The following is a 13,717-nucleotide window of genomic DNA, read 5'->3' as shown; positions in this document are numbered from 1 at the left end:
AATGCGCTCAGGGCCGCCGAGGTTCAGCAACACCACGCCGACCTTGGCCATGCCCCGCTTCATCGGACAACAACAGCGGCGAGCGTAACGCTGCCGGCTGGGGGCTGGTCGCTCCCGTTCAGGCTCGATAAGGTCGGCCGGCTCGCTTTGGTCTCAAGATCAGCCTCGAACGCCTCGATCTGGCCCTTCGGGAACACAACGCGCTGCTGGCCGCCAGCGGTGTTTCGCTGCGGCTGGAGCGCCGGGGTTCCCGGCTCGGCCTGAGGGGACCCTTGCCCTGCCGCAGCGGTGGGTCGGCTCAGCGGGTGCAACGGATCAGCCTTGGCCTTGACGCTGACCCAGCCGGCCTCGAGCAGGCCCGCCACCAACTGAAGCTGGTCCTGCAGCAGCTTCAGCAGCAGCGCTTCTGCTGGGACGACTGGCTTCAAACCAAGGACGCTCCCACGGGGCCATTGCCCCCAGCGACGGCCTCTTCGCTTGCGGCACGGCTGCAGCGCTTTGAGCAGGGGTTTTTCCAAGATCCGCGCCGCCGCCGCAATCCCTCCGGAGCCCGGACGACCTGGAGCAGCGCCTATCTGCCCTATGTCCGCCGCCTCGAGCGCTTGGCTGGGGACCAGGGGATGGCCTGGGGCCTGCCGCTTCTGGAGGCCGTTCTGGAGAGTTATCCCCTGGCCTCGCGGGGGCGACAGCAGTGCGGCACCACCCTCGCGGCCCTGGCTCGAGCCGAAGGGTTGGCGTTGCCCCCTGACTGGGGTGAGCGGGCGGGGGGCTATGGCCTGCATGCCGCCCAATTTCGCCAGCTCCCAAGCGACCTTCAGATCCTGGAGTGGCTTGAGCGCATTCCTAACCCCGGATGGCGCTTGGCCTACGGCCTGATGGCGACCTATGGCCTACGCAACCATGAGGTCTTCTTCACCGACCTCTCCGCCTTGGCACCCGGGGGCGATCGGGTGATCCGTGTGTTGCCCACGAGCAAGACCGGAGAGCACCAGGTTTGGCCCTTTCAACCGGAGTGGGTGGAGCGCTTCGGCTTGGAGCAACTAGGGGCTCAGCGTCAGCTTCTGCCGGCGGTCTGTACCGATCTCCGCCGCACCACCCTGCAGCAGGTCGGCCGCCGTGTTGCCGAGCAGTTCCGTCGCTACGACCTGCCCCTCACCCCCTACGACCTGCGCCATGCCTGGGCGGTTCGCACGATCCACATCGGTCTGCCCGACACGGTGGCGGCTCGGATGATGGGCCACTCCGTGGCGATCCACACCAGGACTTATCACCACTGGATCACCCGCCGGGATCAGCAGCAGGCTGTGGATACGGCCCTGGCCCGGCACCAGGCGAGCGCGGCTTAACCGCGCCAGATTGGAGGCACCCCTGACCTCAAGCTGTGGCCGATCCCAACGCCCTGGACCAGACAGCATCGGAGTTGGGGATGGGCGGAGACCTGGCCCCTGAGGCCACGGCCGATGCCTACCAGCGGCGCATGGCTCGCCGCAAGGAAGTGCAGCAGCAGCGGGTTGGGGAGCGCTCCCTGGAGAAGGGACTGGTGCTGGTCTTCACCGGTGATGGCAAGGGCAAGACCACGGCAGCCCTGGGGTTGGTGCTGCGGACCTTGGGCCACGGGGAGCAGGTGGCCGTTGTGCAGTTCATTAAGGGGGGCTGGCAACCCGGCGAGGCCAAGGCGCTGGAGCTGTTTGGTGAAGCGCTGCACTGGCATGCCCTTGGGGAGGGCTTTACCTGGGAAACCCAGGACCGCGAGCGTGACCGTGCCTTGGTGCAGCAGGCCTGGAAGCGCTCCTGCGAGTACCTCGCTGATCCCCAGCGCAAGTTGGTGGTCCTCGATGAGGTGAATGTGGCCCTCAAGTTGGGCTACCTCGATCTGGAGGATCTGTTGGAGGGATTGAAGCTGCGGCCGCCCTTGACCCATGTGGCGCTCACCGGCCGCGGCGCTCCGGCGGCGTTAGTGGAGCGTGCTGATCTGGTGACGGAGATGAAGCTTGTGCGCCATCCCTTCCGGGAACAGGGGGTAAAAGCCCAGGCGGGTATTGAGTTCTAAGGACTGGTCTGGGTTTGCACCGTGGCCAGGGCGCTCATCAGCACCGAGAGCCCGCTGATCAACAGCGCCCGATGCACGACCGGTTCAGCCCAGGCGCGGGGGTCTTCGGTCAGTTGTTCCACGGCCGAGAGGGTGAGCCGGGCCATGAGGCCGCTGCGGCTGGAGCCGACCGGTGGAATGGGTTGGTCCTGATGCCTGTCCATCCAGCACTCCCATCTGCTGGCATCGAAGCGCTCCTGGCCAGCGTCGGCAAGGGATCTCACGCTTGCTACTGTTCGGCCAACGAAGCTGCAGCACGAAGGGATGGCCTATCAGCGCGTGTTGCTGAAGCTCAGCGGCGAAGCCCTGATGGGCGAGCAGGGCTACGGCATCGATCCTGCGGTGGTGGATGCCATCGCTAAGGATGTCGCCGCTGTGGTCGCCGACGGCAGCCAACTGGCGATCGTGGTGGGCGGCGGCAACATCTTCCGCGGTCTTAAGGGGTCCGCCGCCGGCATGGACCGGGCCACCGCTGACTACGTCGGCATGTTGGCGACGGTGATGAATGCCATCACGCTCCAGGACGGATTGGAGCGGGCCGGCATTCCCACCCGCGTCCAGAGCGCCATCTCGATGCAGGAGGTTGCGGAGCCTTACATCCGTCGCAAGGCCATCCGCCACATGGAGAAGGGGCGCGTGGTGATCTTTGCCGCCGGTACGGGTAATCCCTTCTTCACCACGGACACCACCGCTGCGTTGCGGGCCGCTGAGATCGGAGCCGACGTGGTGTTCAAGGCCACCAAGGTCGACGGGGTCTACGACAAGGACCCCAACAAGCACGCCGACGCGGTGCGTTACGAGAGCCTCTCGTTCATGGATGTCCTCAGCAAAGAGCTAGAGGTCATGGACAGCACGGCCATCGCCCTCTGCAAGGACAACGCCATCCCAATCGTGGTGTTTGATCTGTTCGGTTCCGGCAACATTGGTCGGGCTGTGCGCGGTGAGCCCATCGGCACCAGCATCCTTCCTTCGGCCTGACGGGTCGGCCCCTTTCTTTCTTCAGCGACGCCCTTTTTCTCGCCATGGATCTCGAAGCCAGCATGCGCAAGTCGGTGGATTCCACCCAGCGCACCTTCAACACGATTCGCACCGGCCGGGCGAATGCGTCGCTGCTCGACAAGATCCAGGTGGAGTACTACGGCGCGGATACGCCGCTGAAGTCCCTGGCCACCATCAGCACCCCAGACTCCTCGACGATCCAACTGCAGCCCTTCGATGGCAGCTCCTTGGGGCTGATCGAGAAGGCCATTTCGATGAGTGACCTGGGGCTGACTTGCAACAACGACGGCAAGTTGATCCGTATCAACATCCCGCCCCTGACGGAGGACCGCCGCAAGGAGCTCTGCAAGTTGGCGGCGAAGTATGCCGAGGAGGGCAAGGTGGCCCTGCGCAACGTTCGCCGCGATGCGATCGACAAGGTGAAAAAGCAGGAGAAGGAGGGCGAGTTCTCCGAGGATCAAAGCCGCGATGAGCAGGACAAGGTCCAAAAGCTCACCGACAAGTTCATTGCTGAGATCGAGAAACTGCTGGCTGAGAAGGAAGCAGACATCCTCAAGGTGTGAGCGAACCGCACTGTTTTGATGTCGCCGTTGTCGGCGCCGGTGCTGCCGGCGGCGCAGCGGCCTTCCACCTGGCTGCGCGGGGACGTCGTGTTCTGCTGCTTGAGGCGCAGTCCCTTCCCAGGCCCAAACCCTGTGGCGGTGGCATGGCGGCCTCCGTGCAGCGTTGGTTTCCCTTTGATCTGCAGCCGGCCGTTGATCGGGTGATCACCCAGGTGAAATTCACCTGGTGCCTGGAGGATCCGGTGGTGGCGGTCCTTCCTGGCGACTCTCCGTTTTGGATCGTGCAGCGCTCCAAGCTGGACCACTATCTGGTTGAGCGGGCCGTTGCGGAGGGTGCGGAACTGCTGGATGGCTCCGAAGTGTCGTCAATCCAGCGGGATGGCGATCAATGGATGTTGGAAGCCGGTGGCCATGGCTACCGCGCACGAGCCGTGGTGATTGCCGATGGCTCCAACTCTCGTTTTGCGGCCCCCTTGGGCCTCGGTCCCAGTCAGCCGCGCTTTGCAGAAGCCCTGGCGGCTGAGGTTGATGCCGAGGTGTTGGAGGGGGACACGGCCCGATTCGAATTCGGTCTCGTGCGCCATGGCTTCTGCTGGGCCTTCCCCAGGCAAGGGGGCTACAGCATTGGAGTGGGCACCTTCATTGGCCGCGAAGCGGCGGATGCGGATGCGGTGTTAGCCGAATTGCTTCCCTCCTTGGGCCTCGCGCCGGATGCCGGCCTGCGGCGCCGTTCTCCCCTCAGGGTTTGGGATGGTCACTACCCACTGCATGTCCCTGGCGCCGTGGTGGTCGGTGACGCGGCCTCCCTCTGTGATCCCTTTTTGGCGGAGGGGTTACGCCCAGCACTGATGAGTGGCGTGCGGGCCGCTGACGCGGTGGATCGCTACCTGGGCAGCTCGGCTGCCGATGAGCAACAGCAGGCCCTCGCTCAATACAGCGCCCAGATGCGCCAGCACTGGGGCGACTCCATGGCCTGGGGCCGGCGCATTGCACAGGTGTTCTACCGGGTCCCGAAAGTGGGCTACCAGCTGGGGATCAAGCGACCGACAGCGCCGCAACGGATCGCCCAAATTCTTTCGGGCGAGATGGGTTACGGCGATATCGCCCAACGCGTGATTAAACGTCTGCTGTTCCAGCGGGGCTGAGCGCTCAGCCGACCTTGGTGCAGTCCTTGAGTTGCCTCAGGCGTTGATCGATTGAGCCCAGCAGCTCGATGGCGAACATCGGGGACTCCTGAACGGCGAAGAGGAACTTCTCGCGGTTCATCTTCAGCAGCTTGCAGTCGCTGACGGCTTTGGCATTGCCGTAGCGGCGATGCTCCGCCGTCACCAGGGCACCGGCCCCAAAGACGTCGCCGGCCTGAATGACCTCATGGCCGACCTCGTCGTTCCAGGTGAGCTCAACGGTTCCTTCCAGAACCCCGAACATGCAGTCTCCGGTCTCCCCGGAGGAGAAGATCGCATCACCTGCCGTTGCCTGAATCACCTCTCCCTGGCTGGCCAGGGCACGCATGGTTTCGAGGGCGTTCACGCAACAGCCAACCAACTGGGCCAGAGCCTAAGTCAGTTGTTAATGGCGAGGGCCGCACCGAGTCCGCCACGGATGTCATTGGGCAAAAGACGTCCGTCGTGATCGGTGTCCAGGGCATCGAACACAGCATCGGTCCCCAGCCATTCCTCGCGGGTGATGCAGCCGTCGCCATCGAGGTCGTTCAGCAGGAAGATTTCCTGGGCGGCATGTTGGAAGGCACTGGCTCCCTCCAGTTCGCCCAAACGGTGGGCCAATTGGGCTTCCAAGGTCTCGATTGCCTTGGTGAATCCCCGGATACCCTCATCCAGTTTTTCAGTGGCCATCTGATCCTCGGCCATCATCGCCTTGAAGCCTTGGGCATCTAGGTGGATCTGTTGCTCCGTCGTCGCTGGATCAAAGGGGTTCAGTTTCCGTTGCAGATCCCCCTGGGTGTTGCGCAGTTGATCCAGGAGTTTGGGCGAGATGGTGAGTAGGTCACAGCCTGCCAATTCGACGATTTCGTCGATGTTGCGGAAGCTCGCTCCCATGACCTCGGTTTTGTAGCCGAAGGTCTTGAAGTAGTTGAAGATCTTGGTGACCGAGAGCACGCCCGGATCCTCATGGCCGGGATAGCTCTCGCGGCCGGTGCTCTTTATGAACCAGTCGAGGATGCGGCCGACAAAGGGGGAGATCAAGGTGACGCCAGCCTCAGCGGCGGCCACGGCCTGAGCGAAGCTGAAGAGGAGGGTGAGGTTGCAGTGGATGCCCTCTTTTTCGAGCACCTCCGCGGCCTTGATGCCTTCCCAGGTGGAGGCAATCTTGATCAGCACGCGATCACGGCTGATGCCCGCTTGGCGATAAAGGCCAATCAGCTTGCGGGCCTTGGTGATCGTCGCTTCGGTGTTGAAGCTCAGGCGCGCATCCACTTCGGTGGAGACCCGGCCGGGGACGATCTTGAGAATTTCCTTGCCGAAGGTGACGCAGATCTCGTCGAGGGCTTCGCGCACCACCTCTTCAGCCGGTGCCGAGGGGCCGCAGACCTCGCGGGACTCCCGCAGGGAGGTATCGATCAGGTTTTGGTAGGTCGGGATCTGGGCCGCCGCCAGGATCAATGAAGGGTTGGTGGTGGCATCCCGGGGGGTGAACTGCTGAATCGCATCGATGTCACCGGTATCGGCGACAACAACGGTCATCGCGGCCAGTTGGTCGAGGAGATTGGCCATGCCGGGCACCAAACGTATTTTCAAGCTAGCGATGCCAATCGGGGCGTGACTCCCGTTGTCATCAAGCGGTCACGCAGTGCGATCTACTGACGGGCCGTTGTGGGAACCGTGCGGCTGGGCGGGATTTTCTCAATCACCAATAAGGCCTCAATGATTTGCTTGGCGACGGGAACCGCCACCGTTGATCCGTAGGCGTTTTCGCCCTTCGGCTCATCGACAACGACCAACACGACATAGCGCGGTTGGTTGATCGGCAAATGGGCGATGAAGCTCGTGATCTTGGCTCCGGCCACGTAGACACCATTGCGTGCCTTTTGCGCCGTCCCTGTTTTGCCGCCAATCCGGTGGCCTGGGATTTGTACGCCACGGCCACTGCCTTTCTCCACCACCGTCTCCATCCAATTGAGGACGGTTTGGGCGATGGCGGGCCGGATCAGTTGCACCCCTGAGGCCGGCGGGGCGCTGGCCAGGTCATCACCGGAGCGCAGGCCGCGGGTGATGTGGGGACTGACCAGCCTGCCGCCGTTCGCCAACATCGCGTGCAGCTGGATCAATTTCAGGGGCGTCAGGTTGAAGCCTTGACCGAAGGCGGCCGTTGCGGGCTCGATCGGTTGGGTTTTAAAGGTCTCGAGGGATTTGAGCTGACCGGCTACGGCGCCGGGCAGGTCGGTATCCGGGGTGTTGTCGATTCCCAGGGTGTGGAGCCAATGCCAGAAGCGTGCCGGTTGAACCCGCCGCATCGCCTCCACCATCGCCACGTTGCTGGAGACCTGCAGGACCGTTGGGAAGTCGATCAACCCATTGCCTTTGCGGTCGTGGTTAAAGATCGGCCAGCCGCCAATGGTGAGTTGGCCGGAGTCATTCACCTTTCCTGACGGGTCAATGGCGTTTTCCTGAAGGGCGATCGCCAGGTTGATCGGCTTGAAGGTTGACCCCGGTTCATAGAGATCTTGGACGGACCACTCACGGAACAATCCCGGCTGGAACTTCCAGAACTGGTTGGGGTTGTAGGTCGGGGTGGAGGCCAGGGTCAGCAGCTCACCGTTGCGGACATCCATGACCAACGCGGCCCCGCGCTTGGCCTTCCATTGCTTGACCTGTTTGGCCAGTGCCATCTGGGCGACTTGCTGCAGGCGGGCATCGAGGGTGAGCTGCAGCTTGAGGTCGTCGCCGTAGAGCACCCCTGGTTTCAGACCATCGGGCAGGGGCGTGCCATCGGCTCCACGCCGGAGACTTTTGGAGGCCTCTTGGCGACGCAGGTCGCGGTCACGGCTCTGCTCGAGACCCGCCTGGGGGACCCGCTCGAGGTTGAGGAAGCCAACGACATTGGCGAAAAGTCCCCCTTGGGGGTAGACCCGCTGGGGATAGGCCTCAAGGTCGACACCGCTGATGCCCAGCTCGCGCACCCGTTGTGCGGTTTCAGGGTCGAGCTCGCTGGCCAGCTTCACCCCTGATTTACGGCCATCCATGGCCTTGAGCAACTCGCCCATGGGTTTGGCCAGGACGGGGGAGAGTTTGCGCGCCACATCCAGGGGGCTGCGCAGCCTTCCGATGTCGTCTCCAGGGAAGGAGAAGTAGCGGGGGTGGGCCCAGAGGGTGAAGCGCTCTTCATCCAGGGCAACCAGGCGACCTTGGCGATCAACGATCGTCCGCCTGCGGCCAAGGGGCGTGATCGTTTGGGTCTGAATCGCTCGGGCCCGGTTCAACAATTCGTTGCCCTGGATCACCTGAACCCAGGCCAGCCGCAGCGCTAAACCACTGAGTCCAGCCGCCAGAAGGCCGTAGACGAGCCAAAGCCGGCGCGGGGGCACCGGCTGCAAATCCACGACCCGGTTGCGTCTTGGACCACGTCCTTCCCGTGGTGCAGGGGCGCGGCGACCCTGCAGCCCCTGCTGCGCCATCAGTAGCCCGGAAGAATTTGACCGGGATTGACTTGGGCCAAGAGGGCTTCAAAGTCTGGCCCTGCTGAGACGGCCGGCGGAGCGACGTACACGAGCTTTTCACTGCTGGTGGGCTCCAGCAGGGCCGGCTTGCGGGTCATCGAGAGGTGATGCTGCTCGAGCACCGCCGCTGATTCCTGCAGGCGGTGCTCCAGCCGCTGGGTCGCTTCAAGGGATTGGAAGCTGCTGGTCCAGCGGCCCTGCCAGTGGAGCGTCAGGGCGCTGAGACCGACAACGGCAACTCCCAGGCCGACGAGACTTCCATCGGCAATGCGATGCAGGTTGCCAAGCCACGGCGCTTGGCGATCCAGCTTGCGGGCAAGCAGCGTGCCTTGAATCAGCTCGAGGGAACGGCTGGAGCGGCTGCCCGGCGCTCTATTGCTCTTCTGGAGCGGAACGGCAACCACAAACATCAACGCGTGCTGCGCAAGTCAACCACGCGAGAGCGCTTCCAGCAAGGGGGTTTTCACCAACCCAGAACAACCAGATTGGCGAAGGTCAGGCTGTTCCAGAGGGCGTGCATCAGCACGCAGCTGCCGAGCCGTCCACTGCGCCAGCGCAGCCAGCCCAAGCCGAGCCCCAGCACCATCAGCGGTGGAAATTCTCCGAGGCTGGAATGGGCCACGGCGAAGACAGCGGCGCTGACCACAATTCCCCAGCCCGATCCCCAGTAGCGGGCGGCAACGGGCAGCAGCGCACCGCGAAAGATCGTCTCCTCAAACAGGGGGGCAAGGACGATGGCGGTGATTCCAAAACAAGCCAGAGCGGGAATGTTGTGTCCGTTGAGGACCAATTCCAGGAGGGGATTGCTGCCGCCCGGATCGCCAAAGAGTTGTCCCTGAAGCCAGCCCACCAGGCTCACCAGGGGCAGCACCATCAAGAAGCCTTTGAGGGCTTGGCCAAAGCAAAGCGGCAGGGGGGACCAGCGGAATTGCAGCCAGCCCCCCTGGGGCCCTGGGCCGAGGGGCTTCAGCAGCAGCCGCAGGATCAGCAGTGGCCCTGTCATCAAGGCGCCGTAGAGGACCACGACACTGATCCCCTGTTTGAGCACAGCCTCGATCGGCCAGTCCTGCAGCAGCCGCGTCAGCAGCGGTGCCACCAGCAGGGGAGTGATGAGCTCACCGACGACCACAAAACCGCCGGCCACCAGCAGAACCGTGTCAATGCCGGAGAGGGCTGGGCCGAGCCATGGGGGCGCCGCTGGAGTCTTTCCGCGCCAGCGCCTCCAGAGCTCGCGAATCAGCAGAGCGATGCCGCCGAGCAGTCCCAGGCCGGGCACCAGGGTGACAGCCAGCAGCTGCACGCTGGCCTGCCTGGCGACCTGATCCCCCTGGCAGGCCTCAGCGCCCAGCAGTGCTTCGCAGCTCCACTGGCGTACAAGCGTTGATCCCTTGAGCTCGGCAAGAAGTTGCTCGCGCGACTGGCGGCCGTGCTGTTCGGGGTTCAGCAGCACGGTGGCGATCGCCTGCTGGGCTCCCCCTTCTTGGCGGAGTTGCTTCAGCAGGGTCTGCGCCTGGCTCAGGTCCCCTGTGCGTTGCAGCAGCAGGGCTTGCTCAAGCAGCAGTCCTGGGGGTGGATTGCGGCCCTCCTCCTCGCTGTCGTTGATCGCGTTCTGGAGGCTCTCCTGGAGGGTTTTCAGGGGTTCACCCGAGCTCAGCAACGGACGGATGGGCTCGCTCAGGTTCCCCTGGGCCAGCACGCTCAGCTCCAGCTGGCGTCGGCTGAGGTCATCGCCAACGGAGGGGCGTTGCAGGCTGCTGACGAGTCCGTTGAGCCAGAGCAACAGGCTGAGGGCCAGGCTGACCAGCGCCAGGGCCGATTTCCAGTTGGGTGTGTCTGACCTGCGTGGACTGTTGGACTCCTTTTCCGTGCTCACCCCACCGCCCCGTGCATCTCACTGGGCTGCATTCTGCGGCCCAGTGAGGGGCCATAGAGCCCTCAAATACGATGCCGTTTCGTTAAGGAAGTGCCCGTGTCCCTCCGGATCCTGCTGGTTCGCCACGGCCTGAGCAGCTTCAACCTCGAGCACCGGATCCAGGGCCGAGATGACCTCTCGAGCTTGACCGATGTGGGCGCTAAGCAGGCGCTGGCCACCGGTGAAGCCCTGCGGGGTCTGACGATTGATGCGGCTTACAGCTCTCCGCTGCGGCGCGCCCACGACACGGCCAAGGCCCTGCTGGCGGCGCAGGGATCCAGCGTGGATCTGCAGTTGAGCGATGACCTGCTCGAGGTGGACCTGGCCCCTTGGAGTGGCCTGCTGAGCAGTGAGGTCCAGACGCAGTTCCCACAGGACTACGCCACATGGAAACGAAGCCCTGAGCAGCTCCAGCTGCGGCGCGCCGATGGATCCGAGTACGCCCCGATCCCAGAGTTGATGGCGCAGGCCCAGCGCTTTCTCGATGGTCTGCTGGCGGCCCATGACCCGGGGGGAAGCCCCAAGACCGTTCTGGTGGTCGGTCACAACGCGATCCTGCGTTGCCTCGTGCTGGCCCTCCTTGGCTTGGAGGCTTCCGGCTTCCGTCGCCTTCGCTTAGAGAACGCCTCCTTGTCGGTGTTCAACGTCAGTCCTGCGCCAGCCGGTTCGGCCTCCAAGCCCGTCGCGGTTCAAATCGAATCGCTGAACGGCACGACCCACCTGCAGCCCGAGGTTTGCGGAAGCAGCCTGCCCAGCAAAGGCCCCGGCCCCCGGATGCTGCTGGTGCGCCATGGCGAAACCGACTGGAACCGCCAAGGGCGCTTCCAGGGTCAAATCGATATCCCCTTGAACGAGAACGGCCGAGCCCAAGCCGCCGCCGCCGGCGAGTTCCTGCGCAAGGTGAGCTTCGATCGGGCCTATTCCAGTTCCATGTCTCGCCCCCGTCAGACGGCGGAGGGGATCTTGAAGCACCACGCGGGGGTGCCCCTCACCAGCGTCTCTGATCTGGTGGAAATCGGCCACGGTGAATGGGAGGGCCGCCTCGAGGAGGAGATCTCAGCGGGCTGGGCGGAGCTCCTGGCCGACTGGAAACGGGCCCCCGAAACCGTGCAGATGCCTGGCGGGGAGACCATTCACGACGTCTGGGATCGCTCCTTGCGGGGCTGGAACACCATTGCGGCGAGCTTGTCCGCTGAGGAGACCGCCCTGGTGGTCGCCCACGATGCGGTGAATAAGACGATCCTCTGCGCGTTGCTGGGCCTGACTCCGGCAGACATCTGGGCCGTCAAGCAGGGCAACGGCGGCGTCACCGTGATCGACTACCCCAACGGAGCCGATCAGGCTCCAGTGGTGGTGTGTTTGAACCAAACGGCGCATCTTGGGGGGGTGATCGATCGAACCGCTGCCGGTGCGCTCTGATCGCCCCAGTCCCCCGCGTTGACCATGTCCATGTCTCTCCCCCAAGCCCTGGTGCTGCGCCAGGTTCAGCTGTTGGAGGGACCAGGCCAGGCGCTTCGCCGCACTGACGTGCGTCTGGAGCAGGGCCGGATCGTCTCCTGGGGTGAGGGTTGCCTGGATCAAGGCACCCCAGAGATCGAGGCCTCGGGGCTCCTGTTGGCCCCTGCCCTGGTCGATCCCCATTCCTGCCTGGACGATCCCCAGAACGGGGTGGCTGAAACCAGGGTCTCCCTGGAGCGTTCCGCGATTGCGGCGGGCTATGGCACCGTCGCTGTTCTGCCGGACTCCTGCCAGTGGCGCGACTCCCCTGAGCGGCTTCAGGCCCTGGGTCCGGTGTCCTCAGGGGGCTTCGAGCTTCTGCGCTGGGGCAGCTTCAGCCTGGCGGGGGATGGCCAGGAGCTGGCCCCCCACGGCGATCAATTGGCCAGTGGAGCCCTGGGGCTGGCGGATGGCGCCCAACTCCCATCTCTGCCGCTGCTTGAGCGTGGCCTCAGCCTGGCGGAAATGGACAACGCTCCCGTCCTCCTCTCGCCCCGTGATCGCCGCCTGGCTCAAGAGGGGTTTGTCCGAGAGGGGGTCGCGGCCCTGCGGGCGGGATGGCCCATGGATCCCTCCACCAGTGAAAGCCTGCCCCTGCGCAGCCTGTTGGCGCTGGCCGAGCGCTATCCCTCGCGCCGCCTGCAGCTGATGAATCTCTCCACCGCCGAGGCGGTGAACCTGCTTGAGGCCGTCGCCCCAGACCAGCGCCCGCCCGCCACGGTCTGTTGGTGGCATCTGCTGGTGGACTCCGCCAGCTTGGATCCGATCGCGGAGGGGTGGCGTGTGGAGCCGCCCCTGGGATCCGCCCTGGATCGCCAGCGGCTGAAGCATGGGCTGCGCCAGGGGCTGATCAGCGCCGTGGCGGTTCACCATCAAGCGCTGGATCCTGAAGAGCAGTTGCTTCCGGTGGATCAGCGCCGCCCTGGTGTCGCCGGCCATCGCTTCGTTCTGCCGGCCCTCTGGCAGGAGCTGGTGCAGACGGATGGCTGGAGTGCCGAGGAGCTCTGGCAGGTGCTCTGTTTTGGCCCCGCCTCACTGCTTGGTCTCGCTCCTCCCCAGCTGTCTCTCGGCACGGATCGCTGGTTGCTCTTTGACCCCCAGCAGGTCTGGTCGGCCCAGCAGGATTCCTACGCTCCGCTGGCTGCCAACCAGCCCCTGGCGAAGGCAACCCTCAAGGGGCAGGTGCTGGCGACGGGGCTTAACCCCCAGCTTTGGCGCCGGAGTCCTTAAGCGGATCGCTGCTCGCTAACGCACCGGATGTGGGGAGGGGCCAGAAGCGCCAGAAGGCCCGTCCAATGATTTCCTGCTCAGGAAGGAAGGCGCCACCGGGCCAGAAACGACCATCCCAGCTGTTCGCCCGGTTGTCCCCCAGCACCAGGACATGGCCCGGAGGGACAACGGCATTCAGGGTCCGGCATTGCCCCATGCCCAGGGCATCGACGGGGCAGTAGTTCTGCACGTAGGGCTCCTTGAGCCAGGTGCCGTTGATGTTGACCTGCCCTCGCGGGTTGACGACGACCCGATCACCGGAGACGGCGACGACGCGTTTGATGTAGGCATCACAGGCCGGATCGGCGACCCCTGGAATGCTGTTCAGAATGGGCAGCTGGGCCAGGACGCAACTGAAGGGTCCGACCTTGCGATCAGCGCTCAGAACGGGATCGAAGTGGTGGGGTGCATGGAAGACCACGATCTCCCCTCGTTTGGGTGAGCGGCTGCGCAGGGAGAGTTTCTCCACCAGCAGCCGGTCCTGCAGCTGTAGTCCAGGCAGCATCGAACCCGAGGGGATGTAGCGGGCCTCCAGGACGTAATGGCGCACGCCCAGGGCCACTCCGAGGGTGATCAGCACCCCCCTCCAGAACACCCAGGGACTCTCCTGGGGGGGCTGTTGAGGGTTGCGTTCGGGGTCTGAACCTCCGCTGTTGCTGCTGGCGGCTTGTGTTGGATCGTGCGAGGACAAGGACGGGGCTGCCAGCTGGGGG

14 protein-coding genes are annotated in these 13,717 nt (G+C 64.4%); 7 read left to right on the top strand and 7 right to left on the bottom strand.

Annotated elements, in window-relative coordinates:
• Window positions 1-179: 179 nt before the first annotated feature.
• A complete protein-coding gene (locus QZ189_RS03800) occupies window positions 180-1,346 on the top strand; it encodes a site-specific integrase (protein WP_296415963.1) in 1,167 nt (388 codons plus the stop codon).
• Between the two features lie 80 nt (window positions 1,347-1,426).
• Complete coding sequence (gene cobO, locus QZ189_RS03795) at window positions 1,427-2,050, top strand: cob(I)yrinic acid a,c-diamide adenosyltransferase (RefSeq protein ID WP_083797931.1); 624 nt, start codon at window positions 1,427-1,429, stop codon at window positions 2,048-2,050.
• Here the strand turns inward: cobO and QZ189_RS03790 are convergent.
• A complete protein-coding gene (locus tag QZ189_RS03790; RefSeq protein WP_010316644.1) occupies window positions 2,047-2,253 on the bottom strand; it encodes a hypothetical protein in 207 nt (68 codons plus the stop codon). The genes cobO and QZ189_RS03790 overlap by 4 nt on opposite strands.
• A 100-nt stretch (window positions 2,254-2,353) precedes the next feature.
• On the opposite strand from QZ189_RS03790, the gene pyrH reads away from it, so the two are divergent.
• The 3 genes from pyrH to QZ189_RS03775 are packed head-to-tail and all read left to right on the top strand — an operon-like array spanning window position 2,354 to window position 4,796.
• Entirely contained in the window at window positions 2,354-3,067 is a 714-nt protein-coding gene (gene pyrH, locus QZ189_RS03785) for a UMP kinase (RefSeq protein ID WP_010316646.1), read from the top strand.
• Window positions 3,068-3,111: 44 nt separating this feature from the next.
• Window positions 3,112-3,651, top strand: coding sequence for a ribosome recycling factor (frr, locus tag QZ189_RS03780; protein WP_010316649.1), 540 nt, complete (start codon window positions 3,112-3,114; stop codon window positions 3,649-3,651).
• Entirely contained in the window at window positions 3,648-4,796 is a 1,149-nt protein-coding gene (locus QZ189_RS03775) for a geranylgeranyl reductase family protein (RefSeq protein WP_296415907.1), read from the top strand. Before frr ends, QZ189_RS03775 begins: the two co-directional genes overlap by 4 nt.
• A gap of 4 nt (window positions 4,797-4,800) precedes the next feature.
• Here QZ189_RS03775 and QZ189_RS03770 read toward each other — a convergent pair whose 3' ends face one another.
• The 5 genes from QZ189_RS03770 to QZ189_RS03750 all read right to left on the bottom strand — a co-directional run bounded on the left by QZ189_RS03770 (window position 4,801) and on the right by QZ189_RS03750 (window position 10,199).
• Complete coding sequence (locus QZ189_RS03770) at window positions 4,801-5,181, bottom strand: Crp/Fnr family transcriptional regulator (RefSeq protein WP_010316652.1); 381 nt, start codon at window positions 5,179-5,181, stop codon at window positions 4,801-4,803.
• 32 nt (window positions 5,182-5,213) lie between these two features.
• Window positions 5,214-6,383 (bottom strand): transaldolase, encoded by a 1,170-nt coding sequence (locus QZ189_RS03765; protein ID WP_247477915.1) that lies wholly within the window; start codon window positions 6,381-6,383, stop codon window positions 5,214-5,216.
• A gap of 83 nt (window positions 6,384-6,466) precedes the next feature.
• The gene (locus QZ189_RS03760; RefSeq protein WP_296415908.1) at window positions 6,467-8,284 is read right to left on the bottom strand and encodes a penicillin-binding protein 2; all 1,818 of its coding nucleotides are present in this window, start codon (window positions 8,282-8,284) and stop codon (window positions 6,467-6,469) included.
• Window positions 8,284-8,736, bottom strand: coding sequence for a hypothetical protein (locus tag QZ189_RS03755; protein ID WP_010316655.1), 453 nt, complete (start codon window positions 8,734-8,736; stop codon window positions 8,284-8,286). Before QZ189_RS03755 ends, QZ189_RS03760 begins: the two co-directional genes overlap by 1 nt.
• A gap of 53 nt (window positions 8,737-8,789) precedes the next feature.
• Window positions 8,790-10,199, bottom strand: coding sequence for a CPBP family intramembrane glutamic endopeptidase (locus QZ189_RS03750; RefSeq protein ID WP_296420983.1), 1,410 nt, complete (start codon window positions 10,197-10,199; stop codon window positions 8,790-8,792).
• Window positions 10,200-10,295: 96 nt separating this feature from the next.
• Here QZ189_RS03750 and QZ189_RS03745 point away from each other — a divergent pair, with 96 nt between their 5' ends.
• Entirely contained in the window at window positions 10,296-11,657 is a 1,362-nt protein-coding gene (locus QZ189_RS03745) for a histidine phosphatase family protein (RefSeq protein WP_296415911.1), read from the top strand.
• A gap of 30 nt (window positions 11,658-11,687) precedes the next feature.
• Window positions 11,688-12,965, top strand: a complete 1,278-nt coding sequence (locus tag QZ189_RS03740) for a dihydroorotase (RefSeq protein WP_296420981.1) — start codon at window positions 11,688-11,690, stop codon at window positions 12,963-12,965.
• On the opposite strand, the gene lepB is transcribed toward QZ189_RS03740, so the two are convergent.
• Window positions 12,934-13,695, bottom strand: coding sequence for a signal peptidase I (gene lepB / locus QZ189_RS03735; protein WP_296415914.1), 762 nt, complete (start codon window positions 13,693-13,695; stop codon window positions 12,934-12,936). The two genes, QZ189_RS03740 and lepB, sit on opposite strands and share 32 nt — an antisense overlap.
• Window positions 13,696-13,717: the final 22 nt, after the last annotated feature.

The sequence above is a fragment of the Vulcanococcus sp. CPBay_Sum15L08_68 genome, assembly GCF_017855895.1.
Classification (GTDB): Bacteria; Cyanobacteriota; Cyanobacteriia; order PCC-6307; family Cyanobiaceae; genus Vulcanococcus.
The sequence above is the reverse complement of the archived record's forward strand: the minus strand, read 5'-3'. Positions and strand labels throughout refer to the sequence as shown.